The organism is Streptosporangium heterodermiicola (assembly GCF_051390675.1).
Classification (GTDB): Bacteria; Actinomycetota; Actinomycetes; order Streptosporangiales; family Streptosporangiaceae; genus Streptosporangium.
Genome location: NZ_JBPJSR010000002.1, coordinates 389670 through 409681, shown reverse-complemented (window position 1 = coordinate 409681; position 20012 = coordinate 389670). Strand labels below are relative to the sequence as shown.

The window sequence follows — 20012 nt, the reverse complement described above, 5'->3', positions numbered from 1 at the left end:
GCCCACAGCATAACCTCCTGGACCGTACGGTCCAATACAGGGGACGGCACATCACGGCGGCCTCGGCGGGCCGGCCACCTGACGGCGGACGATCACGCCGAACCGGCCGTGCCCCTCTCCCGTGTCCCCCGCGTCCCCCGCGTCCTCCTCGGAGCGGTCCGCGGACCACGCCACGCGGCGAGATGGCCGTTCCTCGCCGCGCGTCCGGGTGCCGGGGATCCCGCTCAGGTGGAGGGGAGGTCGGCGATCATGATGGGGGTCGTGGTGGGCTGGTCGGAGCCCCCGGCGGGTTCGACGGTGAGGCCGACCCGCTCGTCCCCGCGCAGGGGGGTGGCGAGGACCGGGACGACGCTGCCGTCGGCGGCCCGTTCCAGCAGCCCCGCCGGGCGGACGCCGTCTCCGCCCATCATCCACAGCTCGTAGACCCGGGAGCCGGGCAGCGGCGGCAGGCCGCTCGCGGTGAAGAGCATTTTGCCCTGGGAGGGCGCCATCACGACGACGCCGGTGCCTCCGGAGGAGACGCGCCGCCTGACGGTCTCGGCGTCGGGGGCCGCGATCACGGCGACGACCTGCCGGAGCTGCTCGCGCTCCCTGGCGGCGTCGACCGCGGTGACGCCGAGGATCACCGCCGCCGCGGTCGACACCGCGGCCAGTCCGGCCAGGATCCGCCCGCGCCAGGGGGAGGCCCGGCGCAGCGGCACCACGTTCTCCCGCTCCTCGGGCCTCCCGGGCCGCTCGGGCTCGGGCTGATCGGATCGCCCGGGTGTCGCGGCCCGGCGCTCCAGGATCGGCGGCTCCTGCCGCACCTCGGCGATCCGCCTCATGACCCGGGCCTTCATCGCCCGGGGAGGGGGTTCGGTGGCGCCCAGGGCGAGCCGGGCCGCGGTCTCGGACAGGCCGCGCACCTCGACGGCACAGGCCTCGCACCGGGACATGTGCGCCTCGAAGAGCGCCACGTCCTGTTCGGGCAGCGCGTGCAGCGCGTACGCGCCGGAAAGGGTGTGGAGGTCGTCGTTCACCTTTCCACCCCCATGCAGTCGCGGAGCCGCACCAGGCCGTCGCGCATCCTCGTTTTGATCGTACCCAGCGGCACCTTGAGCAGCCCGGCCACCTCCGGGTAGGTGTAGCCGCCGTAGTAGGCCAGGGTGACGGCCTGTTTCTGCAGGTCGGTCAGGCCGCCGAGGCAGCGGCGCACCCGCTCGCCCTCCAGGCGGGTGGTCACCGTCTCGGAAACCTGGTCATAAGGGATCTCTCCGGACATCCTGGAGACCCGTTCCTCCCTGTTCGTGGAGGCCTGGGCGGAACGGACCCGGTCGACGGAGCGGCGGTGGGCCATCGTCATCACCCACGCCAGGGCGCTGCCACGGCTCCGGTCGTACCGGGAGGCGGTACGCCAGACCTCGACCAGGACCTCCTGCGCCACCTCCTCGGCCTGCGCGCGGTCGCGCACGACACGCCGCGCGAGACCGAAGATCGGACCGGCCAGCAGATCGTAGAGCCGCTCGAAGGCCGGCTCCTGCCCGAGGGCGACCTGGGCCAGCAGGTCCTCCAGGCCGGGGGGATCGTCGGGATCCGGCGTTCCCGCGGGGTCGCGTTCTGTCCTCACAGTTCGCAATTCGACACTGGATGAGGGATGGATTGCCAGCGAACCTGTTTTCTTCCGCCGGATCCTGTGCCAGAATTTCATTGGGTGATGAATTATGAGACGAAACACATGTGTGATCGCCGGGGGCGGCCCGGCGGGCGCGATGCTCGCACTGCTGCTGGCCAGGGCCGGCGTCGAGGTGACGCTGCTGGAGAAGCACGGCGACTTCCTGCGCGACTTCAGGGGTGACACCATCCATCCCTCGACCCTGCAGATCCTCGACGAGCTGGGCCTGGCCGAGGAGTTCCACCGGCTCCCGCACCGCAAGGCGTACGGGATGGAGATCCACACCGACGACACCACGGTGCCGGTCGCCAACCTGAGGCGACTTAAAGGCAAATATCAGTACATAGCCTTCGTTCCGCAGTGGGAGTTCCTCGACCTGCTGACCACCGCCGCCAAGCGCTACCCGAACTTCCGCCTCCTCATGGAGACCGAGGTGCTCGGGGTGATCCGCGAGGGCGACGCGGTGCGCGGAGTGCGTTACCGGGACGCCTCGGGCGAGCACGAGCTGCGCGCGACGCTCACCGTGGCCGCCGACGGCCGCCACTCCGACGTACGCCGGTCCGCCGGGCTCGTCCCCGTGGAGCGCAGCGCCCCCATGGACGTGGTCTGGTTCCGGCTGCCGCGCGAGCCCGACGACCCCGGCGTGACGTTCTTGCGGGTGTCCAGCGGCCACATGATGGTCTCGATCAACCGCGAGACCTACTGGCAGCTCGCCTACCTGATCCCCAAGGGCGGCTTCGAGACCCTGCGCTCCCAGGGGATCGAGACGATCCGCGAGCCGGTCGCCAGGCTCCTGCCCTTCCTCGGGGACCGGGTCGGGCGGCTGCGGGACTTCGGGGAGGTCAGCGTGCTGTCGGTCGCGCTCAACCGGCTGCGCCGCTGGCACCGCCCCGGCCTGCTGGTCATCGGCGACGCCGCGCACGCCATGTCGCCGATCTTCGGCGTCGGGATCAACCTGGCCGTACAGGACGCGGTCGCCGCCGCGAACCTGCTGGCCGGGCCGCTCGCCGCCGGGGCGGAGATCCCGGAGTCACTGCTCGCGAGGGTCCAGCGGCGGCGTACCCCGCCCACCGCCGTCACCCAGTTCGCCCAGAGCGTCGTCCAGGACCGGCTGATCCGGCCGACGCTGAGCGGGCGTCCCCGGCAGGTGTGGCTGCCGCGTGACATCTCCCGCATACCCCTGATCGGCTTCCTGGCCAGGCGTTTCGTCGGTCTCGGGGTGCTTCCGGAGCATATTTCCAGCCCGGTAAAATCTCACCAGGTATAAAGACCTTCTCACTCCGTGGACAATCGGGTCTGTTCGAAGAGCCGGTTGCAATAGCCTGGTATGTCGTGAGCATCAACCTCGATTCCTGGCGGCAGCTGCCTGCGGCGCAGCAGCCCGAGTGGCCCGACCGCGGCGAGCTGGACAAGGTCGTCACCGAGCTGAAGGGGCTGCCGCCCCTCGTCTTCGCGGGCGAGTGCGACAACCTCAAGGCGGACCTGGCGGCGGTGACGCGGGGCGAGGCCTTCGTCCTCCAGGGCGGAGACTGCGCCGAGACCTTCGGCGGCGCCACCGCCGACGACGTGCGCAACAAGCTCAAGACGCTGCTCCAGATGGCCATCGTGCTGACCTACGCGGCGAAGGTCCCCGTGGTGAAGATCGGCCGGATGGCCGGGCAGTACGCCAAGCCGCGCTCGAAGAACTTCGAGACCCGTGACGGCGTCGAGCTGCCCGCCTACCGGGGCGACATGGTCAACGGCTTCGACTTCACCGGCGACTCCCGCGTTCCCGACCCGTGGCGGCTGCTGCGGGCCTACCACTCCTCCGCGGTGACGCTCAACCTGATCCGCGCCTTCACCAAGGGCGGCTACGCCGACCTGCGCCAGGTGCACGCCTGGAACCAGGACTTCGTGATCGAGTCCCCGGCCGGCAAGCGCTACGAGCAGCTCGCCCGCGAGATCGACCAGGCGCTCGCCTTCATGCGCGCCTGCGGCGCGGAGCCCGAGGAGTTCCACACCGTCGAGTTCTACTCCTCGCACGAGGCGCTGATCCTCGACTACGACCAGGCGCTCACCCGGATCGACTCACGGACCGGCCACCCGTACGACGTCTCGGCGCACATGGTCTGGATCGGCGAGCGCACCCGCCAGCTCGACGGCGCCCACGTGGAGTTCTTCGCCAGCATCCGCAACCCGATCGGCGTCAAGCTCGGCCCAACGACCAGCGCCGAGGACGCCCTCGCGCTGATCGAGAAGCTCAACCCCGACAACGAGGCCGGGCGCCTGACCTTCATCACCCGGATGGGCGCTTCGAAGATCCGCGAGCACCTCCCCGAGCTGGTGGAGAAGGTGACCGCGAGCGGCGCCCAGGTGGCGTGGATCTGCGACCCCATGCACGGCAACACCTTCGAGGCGCCCAGCGGCCACAAGACCCGCCGCCTGGACGACGTCCTGAACGAGGTGGCGGGCTTCTTCGAGGTGCACCGCGCGCTCGGCACCCACCCGGGCGGCGTCCACATCGAGTTCACCGGCGACGACGTCACCGAGTGCGTGGGCGGCGGCGCCGAGATCGTCGAGGACGACCTGTCCAGGCGCTACGAGACGGCCTGCGACCCGCGCCTCAACCGTGGCCAGTCGCTCGACCTGGCCTTCCGGGTGGCCGAGCTCTACCGCTCGGTCTGACCTTCCCGGCCGGACAGAGCCGGATCGGGCCGTCCCTCCAACACCGGGGCGGCCCGATCCGCGGACGGGACCTTATGGATCGCCTCAGGGGGCTCAGCGGGCTCCAGGGTCCCGTTCACGCGAAAGCCCCGCGCCGCCGGAGGAAGAGTCCGATGGCGCGGGGCTTTCGCGATCCGGGCATCAGCCCTTCTGGGCGCCCAGCTCGTTGGCGAGCTCGGCGCGGATCGCCTCCATGTCGAGCGCGCGAACCTGGCCGATGAGGTCCTCAAGGGCGGGCTCGGGCAGCGCGCCCGGCTGGGCGAAGACGACGATGCCATCGCGGATGGCCATGATCGTCGGAATCGAGGTGATCTCGAATCCCTGCGCGAGCGCCTGCTCGGCCTCGGTGTCGATCTTGCCGAACTTGATGTCGGTGTGCTTCGCCGACGACTTCTCGAAAATCGGTCCGAAGGTGCGGCACGGTCCGCACCAGGCCGCCCAGAAGTCCAGCAGGACGATCCCCTCATCGGCGATGTCGTTGAAGTTCTTCTCGGTTACCTCGATGGTGGCCACCGGTGGCTCCTCCTGTCGTTCACGTCTGTATGGCTGGCATAACCACTTCCCCTCCCCGCGCATTCCATCCCGCCATCCCGCCAACCCACCGGGGCGCGGGAACCCGCCGGGCCGGTGGCCGCGCCCGGCAAGATCCCTTCGAGGGTGGTCGCACCGGCACCGGCACCGGCGGCGGCACGTTCACCCAGGCCGGAACCTCGGCCACGGCCTCCTCCACCGGCACCGGCCTGACCCCGAACACCACCTGCCGCTACCAGGTCGGAGCACGAGACGCCGCCGGCAACACCTCACCGGTCTCCAGCACCGCGGAGGTCCACGCCGGCGCCTCCCACCCCTGTCAGGTGTTGCGCGGGTTCAGCCGCGAAACCCGTGGGCTCTCGAAGCTGCGCTTGAAGTCGGGGCACCCCACGAGCGGTTCGTGCGTACACGTCGAGGCGTGGTGGAGACCGTTGCGCATCCGGGTGAGCCGCGCGATGTCCTCCTCCAGCTCCCGCGCCTTGTCCGCCATCCGCGCGCGCAGCTCGGTGTCGTCGGGCGTGGCGCGCAGAAGCCTGGCGATCTCGGCGATCGTGAACCCGGCGCCACGGGCGCAGGCGATGAGGGCGAGGCGCTCGAGAACGTTGGGCCGGTAGAGGCGGCGCAGGCCGTTGCGGCCCGACGAGGCGATGAGGCCCCTGTTCTCGTAGAACCGCAGCGCGGAAGGCGCCAGCCCGGAACGCTCGGCCACCTCGGCGATGTCCAGCGACGTCTCCACCACCACACCTCCTTGACTTGAAGCACGCTTCAAGTCGCATGCTATCCGCCATGAACATCCACCACCTCAACTGCGGGTCCGTACGGCAGATCGAGGCCACCTACGAAGGCCCGCCTCCCGCGCACGCCGTCAACCACTGCCTGCTGGTCGAGACCGACTCCGACGGACTCGTCCTCGTCGAGACCGGCCTCGGCCTCGACGACGTCCGCGGTCCGGGCGACATCCTCGACGCCGGCTGGGTCGAGATGGTCCAGCCCGTACTGGCCGAGGAGGAGACCGCCGTACGCCAGGTCGCCCTGCTGGGATACTCACCCGGCGACGTACGCCACATCATCGTGACCCACCTCGACGTCGACCACTGCGGTGGCCTGCCCGACTTCCCCGACGCCCAGGTCCACGTCCTCGCCGCCGAGCTCGAAGCGGCGACCGCCGAGGTGCCCGGCTCCCGCTACCGCCCGGCCCACTGGGCACACAACCCGAGGTGGGTTCCCTACACCCCCGAACCGGGCGAGGAGTGGTTCGGGTTCACCTCCGTCCAGCCGAAGGGCCTGCCACCGGAGATCCGGCTGGTCCCGCTCGGCGGTCACACCGCCGGCCACACCGGAGTCGCCGTACGCGAAGGCGACCGCTGGCTCCTGCACTGCGGCGACGCCTACTACTACCACCGGGAACTGGAGACCGATCCGCACCCGCACCCCCTGCTCGACATCGTGCAGACCCGCTCGGAAGTCCACCGCGACCTGCGACTCGGCACCCAGGCCAGGCTGCGCGAGCTCGTCCGCGACCACGGCGACGAGGTCTCGGTCTTCAGCGCCCACGACCCGTGGGAACTGGCCCGCTACCGCTGATCCCGGACACGGTGCGGACCGCCCTCGAACAGGGCGCCGCCGATAGGGAGCACCGTCCGGGAAAGGATCGCCCTCCACCCTCACTCCCGGTGGGCCAGGTGGGGCGCCGGCTGGAGGTCGTGAACCCGGACGATCAGCTGTGTGGCCAGTGCTCGGGGAAGCACAGCGGCTTCTCCATGCAGCGCCACCGGCGCAGCGTGTTGAGCCTGCGCCACTGCGGTGCCCCTCGCCGGCTGTTCAGGACGCGGACGCGCAGCACCCCGTGGGCCATGTCGCCCCGGCGCGGGTCTTCGTAGGCGAGCCGCAGCCCGCCGAGCGGGCACCGGGTGAAGCGCAGGGGTCGCGGTGCGACCTCGTCGGCGTGGGCGATGACGTAGGGATCCGGAGCCGGGCCGGCGCGGCGCCGGTCATTCTGTCCCGCCGTCCGGTGCGAGCGGCCACGCCACCCGCACGGCCGGGCCCCCGGCCCAAGGTCTCGAAACGTCGTCGCGTTCACTCGGCGTTCACCATCCGGGCCGTGATCCCCACCGAGGGCGGCGAGACCACGAAGCAGCCGGACCGCTCCCCCACGGTGACGCTCGCCACCTGCCAGCCGTCGCGACCGTGGGCGACCAGCTCGAAGCGGTCTTCGCGCGGAAGAGGCCGCCGAGGGCCGGCGGGCTGGTCGGGGCCGGGCTGCCGGTCAGGCCCGGCGTCGCCCGCGCCTGGCGTAGCAGGGGACTCGTATACGCGTGGATAGAGGCTGAAATCGTAAATGTTGACACTTCATGGCTATTCGGCCCGGCCAGTTGTGGCTTTCCTTGACTTGGAGGCCGCTTGCCCCGCCGTCTGCGGGTATCACTGGAATATGAGAACTCTGGACGTGGGTTGGGTCACCTGCGCCGCCTCCCCGGAGTGCGCCGGATCCGCGCGGCAGCCGTACGGCCGGTGCCTGGCCCATCTGGGCGCCGCCGAGCTCGACGAGGTCGTCCGCGGCCTCTCCCCCGGTTCCGCCGTCGACCTGCGGGCCACCGTCGTCGGCAGGGACCTGCTGGAGCGCATCCTCGGCGCGACCCGGGGACGCCTGGGCCGGGCCAGGTTCGACTGGGCGACCTTTCCCGAGAACGTGCGGTTCGGCGACATCGCGTTCGGCGGGGACGTCTCGTTCGACCACGCGCACTTCCGGCGTCTCGCCTCGTTCTTCGACGCCCGTTTCGCGCGCAACGTTTCCTTCAGGGAGGCCAGGTTCGACCGGGGGCTGTCCCTGCACGGAGTCGCCATCACCGGGCACGCGGCCTTCGACCGGGTCTCCATCGACGGTGACGCCCTGTTCGGGGGCGCTCTCTTCAACCGGACCGCGTCGTTCGAATGCGCGGATTTCCATGGATTCGTCACCTTCGACGGCACCGGCTTCGCGGGCGACGCGACCCTGAGAGGGTGCAGGTTCCGCCGTACGGTGTCCTTCCGCAAGACGAGCTTCGGCGGGCTGGCCGGGTTCGACGGGGCGCGCTTCTCGGCGGGCGGCTACCTGGCGCCGATCTCGGTCGGCCGCCACCTCACCCTCGCCGGGGCGTGGGCGGGCAAGGGCCTCGACGTGACCACGGGCGGGTGCTCGGTGGACCTGCGGCGCCTGGAGGTGGGCGGGCGGCTGAACGTCCGGCTCGACGACGCCGAGGCCGACCTTGAGGGGGCGACCCTGCACGGCCCCGCCACGGTGCGGGGCCGGGAGGGCGCCCGGGTGACCTCGCTGCACGAGGTGGACGCGGAGGAGCTGGAGCTCGCCGACCTGGACCTCAGCACCTGCCTCTTCACCGGCATCCGCCATCCCGAGGGGCTCAGGATGAGCGGCTGCGCGCTCGCCGTCGTCCCGCGCGGCACCCGGTTCGGGCTGCGCTGGTGGTCCCTGTGGCGCGCCGCCGACCACGGATGAGCCCGTAAAGGCGATGAGTCCGTAAAGGCTAGGAGGTCGTACGAGCGGTCTCTCCCGGTCCCTCCGGGCCGGTTCCGGCCAGGAAGGCCGTGACGTCGGCGGCGAACCGGCCGCTGCGGAACGTCCCCAGGTGGCCGAGGCCGGGATAGGTGATCAGACGGCTGTCGCGGATCCCCTCGGCGGTCTCCCTGAAGAGCTCGACCGGATAGTCGAGGTCCCGCTCCCCGCCCAGGACCAGGGTGGGGGCGACGACGTCGGCCAGGCGCCCGGTCAGGTCGAACCCGTCCTCCGCGCGGGCGAAGGCGAGCATGTCACGGGGGTCGCCGGGCCGCACCAGCGGGTCCAGCAGCCACAGCAGCATCCCGGCCAGGGCCCGCCCGATGGGCGAGGCGGCGGCCGTGACCGCCTGGTGCTGCAGGCCGCGCCGCCCGGCGGCGACCGCCTCGGTGTAGCGGCGCTGGATCCGCCTGACGCTCGGCGTGAGCCGGTGCGCCGCCCCGGCCACGACCAGCGCGCGCACCACGTCCGGATGGTCGGCCGCCAGCTGCAGTGCCACCGAGCCTCCCGACGACAGGCCCATCACGTCGACCGGGCCGCCGAACTCCGCGCGGAGCGCCTCGGCGTGCCGGGCGGCGATGTCGGCCATGGTGGTTCCCTGGGCCATGCCGGGAGCGCGGCCCACGGCGTACAGCCGGAAGTGGCGGGCCAGCGGGGCCAGTATCCGCAGCTCCGCGCCGCGCGCCAGCCCGGCCGGGTTCGCGTGGGCGGGGGTGAACCAGCGCAGCACGACGAGCGGCGCGCCGGTGCCGAAGGCGTAGTACGGCAGGCCGTTGGCGAGCGTGCCCTCCCGCACCTCCGGGCCTCTGATCCTCACGCCGTACCCCTCCCTCCCGCCGGTGTGGCTGGATTAGAGCGTATTCGCAGGTGAGTGCCGGTCGGCTCGGGGTCTTCTCAGGGTGGTCCCCGATGTGCGCGTCCTGGCCGGGACACCAGGATGGGAAACGCATACCCTGGATGGAAATCGGGCGACTGGAGAGCATATGGCAGGCACCGGGGTCATCGAGGATTACGTGACCGGGCTCAGCCGTACTCTCAGAGGTCCCCGGAGACCGAAGCTCGACATGATCACCGAGGCGCGCGACAGCCTGCTCGACAGTGCCGAGGCGCTGGAAGGCGACGGCCTGAGGCGTGACGAGGCCGAGCGGGCCGCGGTCGAGGAGTTCGGGACGATCCGCGAGATCGCGCCCGGCTACCAGGAGGAGCTGTCCAAGTCGGCGGGCCGGAGGCTGGCCGTCCTGCTGTTCGTCACCGTGCCGCTCACCGCGATCATGTGGAACGTGATCTGGAAGATCTTTCCCGCCGCCCCGGCGGCGTACGAGACCATGCCCGACTGGTTCGTCCTGGTCGCCCGTGGCGTGGACATGCTCCAGATGTTCATCGGCCTGGTCGGCGGGCTCGCGTTGCTCGCGCTGGGCCGCGGCCTGCGCAGGATCAGGCGGCCCCGGCTCGTCACCCGATTCCTGGGCCTGTTCGTCTGGGCGATGCTGCCGGTCATGCTCGTGTCGTGCGGGGCGCTGATGTTCGGCTCCCAGGATTACGCCGATTTCAGCCACTATCCGCCGGGGACCGTCGCGTCGCTGGTGAGCTACGCGATCTGGGCCGTGCAGCTGTACTGCGCCTCCCGCTGCCTGAGCATCACCCGGCGCGTGCCCGCCCCCGTCGTGACCACCTGAGCCCCGCGATCGTCTGGACCCCGTGATCGCCCTAGCCTCGCGACCGCCTGGACCCCGTGATCGTCTGAGCCCGGCCTAGCGCGTCCCGGTCGGCACATCCCGGTCGGCACGGGCGTGGCCCGGCGCGAACCCGGATCCCTCCACCACCCGATCACCGGCGGCTCCGGGGGCGTCAGCGGGTGGTACGCGGTTCCAGGACGCTGCCGATGACTCCGGCGAACTCCCGCCAGGCGGAGCGCTCACCGGCGAGGGCCGTGCGCCCCGAGGAGGTCAGCCGGTAGGTGCGCCGCTTGCGCCCGCTCACCGTGGCCCACTCGCTGGCCAGGTATCCCGCCTGCTCCAGCCGTCGCAGCGCCGGGTAGACCGTGCCCGTCGGCACGTTCAGCGTGCCGCCGCTGCGCGCCTGGAGCGCCTCGATGATCGCGTAGCCGTGCAGCGGCTCGTGCTCCAGCACGGAGAGCAGCAGGGCTTCCATGTGCCCGCGGAGCGCGTCGGCGTTCACGCGGCCACCTCCGCCCGCCGGACGGATCCCGTGTCACCGCACCCGGCGGTTCGTTCGCTTCGCTCGCTCACGTCGTCAGCCTACCTCTCGTATAGCCATGCTACATGTAGCCGTTCTACATGTAGAGTGCCTACAGGTAGACAGACACAACAAAGGAGGTGAGACCGTGGACGTGCTCGACCTGGCCCGGACACAGTTCGCCGTGACAGGGAGCCTCCACTTCCTGTTCGTCGTGCTGACCCTGGGCCTGGCCCCCCTGATCGCGATCACGCACACCCGCTACGCCGTCACCGGCAAGCCGGTCCACGAACGGGTGACCCGCTTCTGGGGCCAGATCTACGTGATCAACTACGCGCTCGGCATCCTCACCGGGCTGGTGATGGAGTTCCAGTTCGGGATGAACTGGAGCGGCCTCTCGCACTACGCGGGGGACATCTTCGGCGCGCCGCTCGCGATCGAGACACTCGGCGCGTTCTTCCTGGAGTCCACCTTCCTGGGCCTGTGGATCTTCGGCTGGCACCGGCTGCCCAGGTGGCTCCACGTGGCGTGCATCTGGGTGGTGACGCTGACCGCCTACGCCTCCGCCTTCTGGATCATGGTGGCCAACTCGTTCCTGCAGAACCCGGCCGGAGCCGTGGAGCGCGACGGCCACCTGGTCCTGACCGACTTCGGCGCGCTGCTCACCAACCCGACGCTGACCATGGCGCTGCCGCACGTGCTCGGCGCGGGCCTGTGGACCGGCGGTTTCGTGGTGATGGGGGCCAGCGCGTACCAGCTGTTCCGGCGCACCGCCGAGCGGGAGTTCTTCACGAGCTCGCTCCGCACGGGAGTGATCACCTCGCTGGCCGGCTCGCTGATCACGGTCGGCTTCGGCTACGCCCAGTTCGGGGTGATCGGCCAGTTCCAGCCGGGCAAGTTCGACGGCGGTGGCCTCGCCGGGCTGGGACTCGGCTTCATGATCATGATTGGCCAGCTGCTCCAGCTCATCGTCATGTTCGTGCTGGCGCCGACCGTGTACTGGCTGCCGCGCTGGCGCTGGACGCACCCCGTGCTGATGGCGATCACCCCGCTGCCGTTCGTGGCGGCGATCCTCGGCTGGCTGGCCAGGGAGTCCGGCCGGCAGCCGTGGATGGTCAACGGGAAGCTGACCGTCGCCGACGCCATGTCCCCCGGGCTCACCTCCGGGATGGTCACCGTCTCGCTCATCGCCTTCGGCGGCGTGCTCGCCCTGCTCGCGGTGATCGACTACGTGCTGATCGCTCGTACCGTGCGGCGCGGGCCCGCCGCCGTCACCCTCGGCGCGGACGCGCCGGCCGACCCCCCCGAGCGCGCGCACGCGCTCAGCCACTAGGAGAGATCGTGGACATCCTCTGGCTCGGCGTGTTCGCACTCCTGCTGATCGGCTACTTCGCCCTGGAGGGCTTCGACATCGGCGTGGGCATGCTGCTGCCCGTACTCGGCGGGACACGGAAGGACCGGGACGAGATCGTCGCCGCGATGGCGCCGTTCGTCCTGGCCAACGAGGTGTGGCTGGTGGCCGTGGCGGGCGTGCTGTTCGGCGTCTTCCCCTCGATCGAGGGGGACGTGCTGTTCGGTCTCTACCCGCTGGTGGTCTCCCTGCTGGTGTCGTGGATCATCCGCGACGCCGGGCTCTGGTTCCGCCGCCGCGCCGACGGGAGCGCGTGGCGGGCGACCTGGGACTGGGCGATCGCCGTCGGCTCGTACGGCCTGGCGCTGAGCTGGGGCATGGCCCTGGTCGCGGTGGCCGGCGGCCTGACGGGGTCCGCGATCACCCTGCCGGGACTGCTGGGCGGGCTGGTGGTGGCCGCGCTGCTCGCCTTCCACGGCTGGACGTTCGTCGCGTGGCGGCTGGCCGGGCGGGTGACCCGCGCGCGCCGCACCGGCCGGGCGTTCCTGCTCTCCGCGTGCGCCGCCGCCGCGCCCGTCGCGGTGCTGCTCGCCGTACTCGCCCCCTGGCTGCTCGGCCGTACGGCGCCCGCCGGGACGCTAAGTGTGCTCAGTGTCATGATTCTGCCCTTCGCACCGGTCATGGTGGGTGCGCAAGTATGGGTATGGCGGACGTTCCGTCCCGGGAGCGCCGCCTCCGATCGGGTTCCGTCGTTCTTCTGAGTTCACTAGGGTTGGCATGCACAAGGATCTTGTACGGCTGGCACTGGGCGAGCGGGCCGTCCGCCGACACCTGGCCGCGTGCCTGGCCGCCGCCGTCCTGACCGGGCTGCTCGTCCTCGTCCAGGCGGAGCTGCTCGCCGGGGTGCTGTCCGGGCGGTTCGCGGCCCCGGCCCTGATCTTGCTGGCGCTGGTCGTCGGGGTCCGGGCACTGCTCACCCTGGCGCAGGGGGCCGCCGCCGGGCGGATGACCACCGGGGTGAAGTCCGCCCTGCGGCACCGCCTGCTGGCGCGGCTTCGGGACCTGGGTCCCGTCAGGCCGGCCTCCCAGCGCTCCGGGGAGCTGGTGACGCTGACCGGCCGAGGGCTGGACGCCCTCGACCCCTACCTGTCGGGCTACCTGCCCGCGGTGGCGGTCGCGGGCGTCGTGCCGATCGCGGTGCTCGTCCGGCTGTTCGCCGCCGACCTGGCCAGCGCGGTGATCGTGCTGGTCACGCTGCCGCTCATCCCGATCTTCGGGGCGCTCGTCGGCATGCACACCAAGGCCGTGACGGAACGCCGGTGGAGGGCCCTTTCCCGCCTCGGCGGGCACTTCCTGGACGTGGTCAGGGGCCTTCCCACGCTGCGCGCCTTCGGCAGGGCCCGCTACCAGGCCGAGGTGATCAGGCGGGTGGCCGACGCCCACCGGGCCGCGACGATGCGCACGCTACGGGTGGCGTTCCTGTCCTCGCTGGTGCTTGAGCTGGCCGCGTCGCTGTCGCTCGCCCTCGTCGCCGTCCCGGTGGGCCTGCGGCTGCTGTCCGGCTCCCTGGACCTGTCGGCCGCGCTGCTGGTGCTGCTCCTGGCACCGGAGGCGTACCTGCCGCTACGCAACATGGGCGGCAGGTTCCACGCGGCGATGGAGGGCGTCGCCGCCGCCGACGAGGCGTTCGGCGTACTCGACGGCAAGGCGGCGACGGTCGGGGCGAAGGGAGCGGCTGGGGCGACGGGGACGGCTGGGACGGCTGGGACGCCGGAGGCACCGCTTCCGCGTGACGAGCACGCGGGCAGGCGTACGGCGACAGTGACGGCGAGCGCGCCGGGCCCGGGAGCGAGGCCAGGACCGGGAGCGGGACCGAGCCCAGGGCCTGAGCCGGAGGCAGGGCCGAGGTCGGCCGGGGCGCCGGAGATCCGGTTGGAGCACGTCACGGTGCGTTACCCGGACCGTGAGGAGGCCGCGCTGGAGGACGTGTCGCTGGTGATCGCGCCCGGTGAGCGGGTGGCGCTGGTCGGCGAGAGCGGGGCCGGCAAGAGCACCCTGCTCCACCTGCTGCTCGGCTTCGTCACCCCCTCGGAGGGCAGGGTGCTGGTCGACGGCGCCGAGATCGGCGATCACGACTCCTGGCGCGCGCGGCTGGCGTTCGTACCGCAGCGCCCGCACCTCTTCGCCACCTCGGTGGCCGACAACATCGGGCTCGGCGCCCCCGGCGCGGCGATCGGCGAGATCAGGGCCGCGGCACGGGCCGCGCAGGCCGACGAGTTCGTCACGGCACTGCCCGAGGGCTACGACACCGTGCTCGGCGAGCGGGGGACGAACCTGTCGGCCGGGCAGCGGCAGCGGGTCGCGCTGGCCCGCGCGTTCTGCCGCCCGGACGCCGGGCTGCTCCTGCTGGACGAGCCGACCGCGCGGCTCGACGGCCGCAGCGAGGGCGCGATCGTGAGCGCGACCCGCGACCTCGCCGAGGGCCGCACCGCCGTGATCGTCGCCCACCGGCCCGCGATGATCGACCTGGCCGACCGGGTGATCCGGATCGCCGACGGCCGCGTGGTGGCCGGTGACGTGGTGGCCGGAGACTCCGGGGCCGCAGGGACCGCAGGGACCGCAGGGACCGCAGGGGACAGAGCATCGGCGGGGACGCGAGAGGAGGTCACCTCGTGACCGACGTCAGCGGGATCCCGGTGAGCTGGACGGACGAGCGACCGGCGAGCGAGGCGGCCGGACGACCGGCGGACCGCGCGGACAAGCGGTCAGCGGGCCGCGCGGACGAACGGTCGGCGGATAACGCAGACCGCACAGACCACACAGACCGCACAGACCGACGACAGGCAAGCCAGGCGGACGGCCGGCCAATGGACCGCGCGGACGAGCGGCCGGTGGGCCGGGCCGGTGGGCGGCTGGTCCTCGCGGCGGCCGGGGCCGCGGCGGCCGAGCTGGCCGGGCTCGGGCTGATCGGGTCCGCCGCGTGGCTCATCACCAGGGCGGCCGAGCAGCCGCCGCTGGCGGCGCTGAGCGTGGCGATCGTCGGGGTGCGGGCGTTCGCGACGACCAAGGGCGTCTTCCGCTACGGGGAGCGCCTGGCCGGTCACGACGTGGCGTTGCGGGCCCAGGCGACGACCAGGGAGCGGCTCTACCGGACGCTCATCCCCACGGGGTCGTCGGACAAGCGTGGAGCCGACCTGCTCAGCCGCATGGTCGACGACACCGACGCGGTGCAGGACCTGCTCGTGCGCTGTCTGCTCCCGGCGGTCGCGGCGCTGGTCACCGGCGTGGCCGCGATGGTGATCGGGTTGTTCCTGCTCCCGGCGGCGGCGCTGGTGCTCCTGGCCGGGCTGCTGGTGGCCGGGGTGCTGATCCCGGCGGGCACGGCCGCCGCCGCGCGGCGCTGGTCGGCGCGGATCGCCCCCGCGCGGGCGGACCTGGCGGCCCGGGTCGCCGACCTGGTGCACGGCGCGGCCGACCTGGCCGCCTACGGGGCCGACGAGCGGGCGCTGGCCGCCGCCGCCGAGACCGACGCCCGGCTGGCGGCGCTGGAGCGCAGGCAGTCCCGGGCGAACGCGATCGCCTCGGCCCTGGGCCTGCTCACCCAGGGACTCACCGTGGCGGCCGTCGTCCTGCTGGCGATGAGCTCCGGGGCGGGTGCCGTGGCCACCGCGGTGCTCGCGCTGGTCTCGCTGGTGTCCTTCGAGCCGATACTGCCGATGGCCGCGGCCGGGGAGCGGCTGACCGGGGTGCTCGCCGCCCTGCGCCGCCTGAGGGAGGTGGGTGCCACCCCACCGGCGGTGGCCGAGCCGGCCGTTCCCGTCGCGGTTCCCGCCGGGCCGCCCACCGTCGAGGTCGAGGACCTGGTGGTCCGGCACGGCGCCGGGCTTCCCCCGGCCCTGGACGGCGTCAGCCTGACCCTCACCCCCGGCAGGCGCGTCGCCCTGGTCGGTCCCAGCGGCGCGGGCAAGAGCACCCTGCTGTCGGCCCTGATGCGCCTCGTCGAACCCGAGTCGGGGACGATCCGGGTCAGCGGGGTGGACGTCCGGGAGCTGGCGGCCGACGACACCCGGCGGGTGATGACCGGGCTTACGCAGGATCCGTACGTGTTCCAGACGTCCGTACGGGACAACCTGCGGCTGGCGGGCCCGGAGGCCGGTGACGAGGAACTGGCCGAGGCGGTGCGGCGGGCGCGCCTGGACCGGTGGGTGGAACGGACCGGCTGGGACGCGGTGCTCGGGGAGGACGGGCGCACGGTGTCCGGGGGGCAGCTGCAGCGGCTGGCGCTGGCGCGGGCGCTGCTGCACGACCCGCCGGTACTGCTGCTGGACGAGCCCGCCGAGGCCCTGGACGAGACGACGGCGGACGCGCTCATGGCCGATCTCCTCGACGCCACCCACGGTCGTACGACACTGCTCGTCACGCACCGCCTGCGCGGGCTGGAGCGGATGGACGAGATCGTCGTACTGGAGAACGGCTCGGTGACGCAGCGGGGCACCCACCGGGAGCTGGTGTCCTCCCCCGGCTACTACCGCGACCTGTGGCGCTCGGAGGCGCTGACCTCAGGCCGGTGAGCGCCTCCGGGCGGTTCCCGGACCGCTGGGATCTTTTCAGGGGGGCGGACCCGATGCACCGGAAAGCGCGCGCCCACCGGCACGTCCATCACGCCGGGACACATCGGGGCCTCCAGCGACCCGGCGCGGTTCGCATCACCATGAGCTGCGGTTTCAGCGGGAAAAGGCTCATGAACGGAGCGTTCTTGTATCGTGATCGAAACTTCCCGGGCACGGGTCACGACCCAGAAGATGAACAGGATCCCGAAAACACAGGCAGGCTCCCATTGACAGATCTGGTCTTCCACAGCAGCGACCTTCCCGCATCCGAGCGGTTCGCCGGCTGGTGTGAGCTGGCCGCCACGGCGCTCATCCCGGCCACGATCGAGTCCGAGCACCGAGACGACTTCCAGGCGTCGATGCGGCTGCGGGCACACGGGTCGGTGCAGGTCAGCATGGTCAGCTGCTCGGCCCTGACCTCCACACGATCTTCGGACCTGATCCGCCGCAGCGATCCCGAAATGTACTTCCTCGCGCTCGTGCAACGCGGAGCCCTGGGACTGACCTACGCCGACAGGGAAGTGGGCCTGAGGACGGGAGACCTCCTCCTCTACGACTCCTCGACCCCCTTCGTCGGCCACATGGTCACCCCGACGCTCTGGGCCCGTAAGGTGCTGGTCTCGATCCCGAGAACGCACCTTCCGCTCGCGCCGAAGAAGATCGAGCCACTCCTGGGGACCCGCATCGGCGACGGCGACGGCCTGGGCGACCTCCTGTCCCGCCTGATAACCCGCGCGGCCCCTCCTTCGAGCGCCGAGGTCGCGGGCGGGGACCGGTTCAGCGGGGCGCTGCTCGACCTGCTGTCCGTCCTGCTGGGACACATGGCGGGCGACGCGCCGGTGCCCCCCGAGGCACGCCACCACGCGTTGCTCCTGCGAATCCGGGCGTTCATCGCCGGCAACCTCGGCGACCCGCACCTGACGCCGCAGATGATCGCGGACGCGCACGGCATCTCCCGTCGCCAGCTGAACCGGCTGTTCCAGAACGAGGATCTGCCCGTGGCCGCCTGGATACGGCAACGCCGCCTCGACCGATGTCACCGCGACCTGGCCGACCCGGCGCTGCGCTCCCAGCCCGTGCACGTCATCGCACACCGCTGGGGGTTCGCCGACGCCCCCTCCTTCACCCGCGCGTTCCGGGCCGGCTACGGCGTGACACCGATCGAACACCGGCAGGCCGCACTGCGCGCCGCCGGGCCCGCGAACACAAGAAACCCGGCCTGAAAAGTCAACGACTTTCTCCTCGTCTCACCTCAGAATCAAGATCGTGCCGGGACATCGCTCGCATTTCCGACGTACCAGAACGACCATCTCCGCGACTGCCCCCCCTCACGACGACGCGAACCGGCCCTGCGTGATCATTTGCCTTGTCCCGTACTCCGCACCGTCGTCTCCGGCCTAACCGGGACGCCGTGGCGGGCCGGGGGTGACGCGAGGGCGTTCGTCCGTGCTCGCGGTGACGTGTTCGGAGGAGGACGGGGATGCGCCGGAGTTCGTCGTGTCTGGCCAGGCGTGGTGTCGGCGGTCAGGGGTTCCGCCGGATCGGCGGGTGGCCACACCACGGCCGTCGACGCCTCGGTCGCCGTCGCGGGTCCGCCGCCGCCGGTCGTGCCCTCCCCGCGACAGCCTGGACGCGCGCCGACGGGACGTCCGGGCCCGGCCGGTCGACCCGCTACGGCACGAGGATCCATGCCGAGGGTCGCGTCCCCCGGAGGCTTCCGGTGACCTGCCCCGGCGGCCGCGACCTCGGCTTCGCCGAAACGCGCGACAGCGTGGGGAGAACGCTCTTCCGATCGCCACCGGGGACGCGCGTCCCCCTGGCCGGGCGTCGTCCGGCGTCCGGCCGGGCCTTCGCGTCCGTCCTCTAGGAGCATCGGGCGACCATGGCAAGGATCATCACCCAACTCATCGACGAGCGCGAGATACCGAAGTATCTTTCCGGCGTCGCGGACATCGAGGCAGAGGGAGAACTCGACGAGATCGACACCGACTCGGGTGGATGGGTCGGCGCCGCCGACGACGGGATCGCGATCAACGAGATGGACAGCGAGAGATGTCTGATCAAATACGAACTCTGGGACGGCCCCCCTCTCCCTCCCATTCGCGACACCTGGGACAGGACCTGGTCCGGAAGCGTGCGTTTGACCTCCGGAAAGGTGCACGCCGTCAACGAACACTCCGGTGACACGTTCTACGGCGCGGAATTCGACCTCGGCGAGAAGAACCGCGTCTGGCGCGTCAAAATCCATCGCAGTTTCCTTGGCCACCAAAGTTTGGCGCCGGATCTGGTCGGCATCACTCTCATCAATATTCAGTTCTGGCCGGACCGCTGAGGTGGCCCGGGCGGAGGGGGCCGGCTGATCGGGAATTCCCCGTCGCCGCGCACGGGGTCACCGCGGCGAACCCTTCCCATCCTGGACGATGGCGCTCCTCGACGAGTCGCGGCACGGGGATCGCCCGCACGAGCGCGGCCGTCCCGGCCACCCATCCACCGATCGCCGTACGGGCCTTTTCTTCGGGCGATGAAATGTTATCGCTAACATTTCATCGACGGAGAACCGTGGCGCGAGGAGGCGGGGAACGCCGACGCGTGCGGCACACCATCCGCGATCACCGCGGAACGGCAGGTCAGGTCGGCGCCACATCTGCGTGTGCGCTCACATTCGACCAGCCGGGTCTGTCGGGCTCGGCGAATGCGCGTTCCGGGATTTCCGCGGTCCGTTGACATCCGCGATGGTGACGTGAACACTCGGCGGAAACACAGCGGAAACATCGACGCGCCCCGGTCGTCCCCGCCCATAGAGGACCCCTTTCCCCTGGCCGACGTGGACCGTCAATTGTTAGCGCTAACGCAATCGCACGCCGTTCCGCCCCTCGGAGAGGGGTGCCTGTCGTGTCCCTGCGCCGGACGATTCCCGCGGGCCTCGCGTCACCCAGCCGGTGGCGCCGGCCCAAGCCGCCCAGGCCGCCCAGGCCGCCCAGGCCGCCGAGGTCACGATCACCAACGGGACGCAGTTCCGCGACACCGCCGGGAACCCGCTGCAGGCCCACGGGGGCGGGGTGCTGAAGGTGGGCACGTACTACTACTGGTTCGGCGAGAACCGCAACGCCGACAACACCTTCCGCGCCGTCCCGGTCTACCGGTCCACCGACCTGCGGAACTGGGAGTTCCGGCGCGACGTCCTCACCCGTACGTCGGCCGCCGAGCTGAACGTCTCCAACATCGAACGGCCGAAGGTCATCTACAACGGCTCCACCGGCCGCTACGTCATGTGGATGCGCAAGGAGAACGGCGTCGACTACGGGCAGGCCCGCGCCGCCGTCGCCTCCTCCGCGACCGTGGACGGCGACCACACCTACCACGGCAGCTTCCGCCCCCTGGGTCAGCACATGTCCAGGGACATCACCCTCTAAAACGACA

19 protein-coding genes are annotated in these 20012 nt (G+C 71.5%); 12 read left to right on the top strand and 7 right to left on the bottom strand.

Going from position 1 to position 20012, the window contains the following annotated elements; genetic code table 11:
- Window positions 1–224 precede the first annotated feature (224 nt).
- Both ACSC1Q_RS05645 and sigK read right to left on the bottom strand, forming a co-directional pair.
- Complete coding sequence (locus ACSC1Q_RS05645) at window positions 225–1019, bottom strand: anti-sigma factor (protein ID WP_436757571.1); 795 nt, start codon at window positions 1017–1019, stop codon at window positions 225–227.
- Window positions 1016–1606, bottom strand: a complete 591-nt coding sequence (sigK, locus tag ACSC1Q_RS05640) for an ECF RNA polymerase sigma factor SigK (RefSeq protein WP_436757570.1) — start codon at window positions 1604–1606, stop codon at window positions 1016–1018. The genes ACSC1Q_RS05645 and sigK overlap by 4 nt, the downstream gene beginning before the upstream one ends.
- A 94-nt stretch (window positions 1607–1700) precedes the next feature.
- Here sigK and ACSC1Q_RS05635 point away from each other — a divergent pair, with 94 nt between their 5' ends.
- Window positions 1701–2918 (top strand): FAD-dependent oxidoreductase, encoded by a 1218-nt coding sequence (locus tag ACSC1Q_RS05635; RefSeq protein ID WP_436757569.1) that lies wholly within the window; start codon window positions 1701–1703, stop codon window positions 2916–2918.
- A 65-nt stretch (window positions 2919–2983) separates the two neighbouring features.
- On the top strand, window positions 2984–4315 hold the full coding sequence (locus tag ACSC1Q_RS05630) for a class II 3-deoxy-7-phosphoheptulonate synthase (RefSeq protein WP_436757568.1): 1332 nt from the start codon (window positions 2984–2986) through the stop codon (window positions 4313–4315).
- Window positions 4316–4495: 180 nt separating this feature from the next.
- Here ACSC1Q_RS05630 and trxA read toward each other — a convergent pair whose 3' ends face one another.
- Together trxA and ACSC1Q_RS05620 are read right to left on the bottom strand one after the other, a co-directional pair.
- A complete protein-coding gene (trxA, locus tag ACSC1Q_RS05625; protein ID WP_329083319.1) occupies window positions 4496–4867 on the bottom strand; it encodes a thioredoxin in 372 nt (123 codons plus the stop codon).
- A gap of 337 nt (window positions 4868–5204) precedes the next feature.
- A complete protein-coding gene (locus ACSC1Q_RS05620) occupies window positions 5205–5624 on the bottom strand; it encodes a MerR family transcriptional regulator (RefSeq protein WP_436757567.1) in 420 nt (139 codons plus the stop codon).
- 47 nt (window positions 5625–5671) lie between these two features.
- Here ACSC1Q_RS05620 and ACSC1Q_RS05615 point away from each other — a divergent pair, with 47 nt between their 5' ends.
- On the top strand, window positions 5672–6469 hold the full coding sequence (locus tag ACSC1Q_RS05615; RefSeq protein ID WP_436757566.1) for an MBL fold metallo-hydrolase: 798 nt from the start codon (window positions 5672–5674) through the stop codon (window positions 6467–6469).
- 133 nt (window positions 6470–6602) lie between these two features.
- On the opposite strand, the gene ACSC1Q_RS05610 is transcribed toward ACSC1Q_RS05615, so the two are convergent.
- On the bottom strand, window positions 6603–6965 hold the full coding sequence (locus ACSC1Q_RS05610; RefSeq protein WP_436757565.1) for a hypothetical protein: 363 nt from the start codon (window positions 6963–6965) through the stop codon (window positions 6603–6605).
- A gap of 351 nt (window positions 6966–7316) precedes the next feature.
- On the opposite strand from ACSC1Q_RS05610, the gene ACSC1Q_RS05605 reads away from it, so the two are divergent.
- Complete coding sequence (locus ACSC1Q_RS05605) at window positions 7317–8378, top strand: pentapeptide repeat-containing protein (protein ID WP_436757564.1); 1062 nt, start codon at window positions 7317–7319, stop codon at window positions 8376–8378.
- A gap of 28 nt (window positions 8379–8406) precedes the next feature.
- On the opposite strand, the gene ACSC1Q_RS05600 is transcribed toward ACSC1Q_RS05605, so the two are convergent.
- Window positions 8407–9252: an alpha/beta fold hydrolase gene (locus tag ACSC1Q_RS05600; RefSeq protein WP_436757563.1), complete on the bottom strand. Its 846-nt coding sequence runs from the start codon at window positions 9250–9252 to the stop codon at window positions 8407–8409.
- Window positions 9253–9418: 166 nt separating this feature from the next.
- Between ACSC1Q_RS05600 and ACSC1Q_RS05595 the strand changes: the two genes are divergently transcribed.
- Window positions 9419–10111, top strand: coding sequence for a permease prefix domain 1-containing protein (locus ACSC1Q_RS05595; RefSeq protein WP_436757562.1), 693 nt, complete (start codon window positions 9419–9421; stop codon window positions 10109–10111).
- Between the two features lie 172 nt (window positions 10112–10283).
- Here ACSC1Q_RS05595 and ACSC1Q_RS05590 read toward each other — a convergent pair whose 3' ends face one another.
- On the bottom strand, window positions 10284–10613 hold the full coding sequence (locus ACSC1Q_RS05590) for a PadR family transcriptional regulator (protein ID WP_436757561.1): 330 nt from the start codon (window positions 10611–10613) through the stop codon (window positions 10284–10286).
- A 166-nt stretch (window positions 10614–10779) separates the two neighbouring features.
- Here ACSC1Q_RS05590 and ACSC1Q_RS05585 point away from each other — a divergent pair, with 166 nt between their 5' ends.
- The 7 genes from ACSC1Q_RS05585 (at window position 10780) to ACSC1Q_RS05555 (ending at window position 20005) form a co-directional block, all read left to right on the top strand.
- Window positions 10780–11964 (top strand): cytochrome ubiquinol oxidase subunit I, encoded by a 1185-nt coding sequence (locus tag ACSC1Q_RS05585; protein WP_436757560.1) that lies wholly within the window; start codon window positions 10780–10782, stop codon window positions 11962–11964.
- 8 nt (window positions 11965–11972) lie between these two features.
- The gene (locus ACSC1Q_RS05580; RefSeq protein ID WP_436757559.1) at window positions 11973–12743 is read left to right on the top strand and encodes a cytochrome d ubiquinol oxidase subunit II; all 771 of its coding nucleotides are present in this window, start codon (window positions 11973–11975) and stop codon (window positions 12741–12743) included.
- Window positions 12744–12759: 16 nt separating this feature from the next.
- Window positions 12760–14658, top strand: a complete 1899-nt coding sequence (cydD, locus tag ACSC1Q_RS05575) for a thiol reductant ABC exporter subunit CydD (RefSeq protein ID WP_436757558.1) — start codon at window positions 12760–12762, stop codon at window positions 14656–14658.
- A 191-nt stretch (window positions 14659–14849) separates the two neighbouring features.
- On the top strand, window positions 14850–16553 hold the full coding sequence (gene cydC, locus ACSC1Q_RS05570; protein ID WP_436757557.1) for a thiol reductant ABC exporter subunit CydC: 1704 nt from the start codon (window positions 14850–14852) through the stop codon (window positions 16551–16553).
- 266 nt (window positions 16554–16819) lie between these two features.
- Complete coding sequence (locus ACSC1Q_RS05565) at window positions 16820–17815, top strand: helix-turn-helix domain-containing protein (protein WP_436757556.1); 996 nt, start codon at window positions 16820–16822, stop codon at window positions 17813–17815.
- Window positions 17816–18474: 659 nt separating this feature from the next.
- Window positions 18475–18924 (top strand): hypothetical protein, encoded by a 450-nt coding sequence (locus tag ACSC1Q_RS05560; protein ID WP_436757555.1) that lies wholly within the window; start codon window positions 18475–18477, stop codon window positions 18922–18924.
- Between the two features lie 607 nt (window positions 18925–19531).
- The gene (locus ACSC1Q_RS05555; protein ID WP_436757554.1) at window positions 19532–20005 is read left to right on the top strand and encodes a glycoside hydrolase family protein; all 474 of its coding nucleotides are present in this window, start codon (window positions 19532–19534) and stop codon (window positions 20003–20005) included.
- Window positions 20006–20012 lie beyond the last annotated feature (7 nt).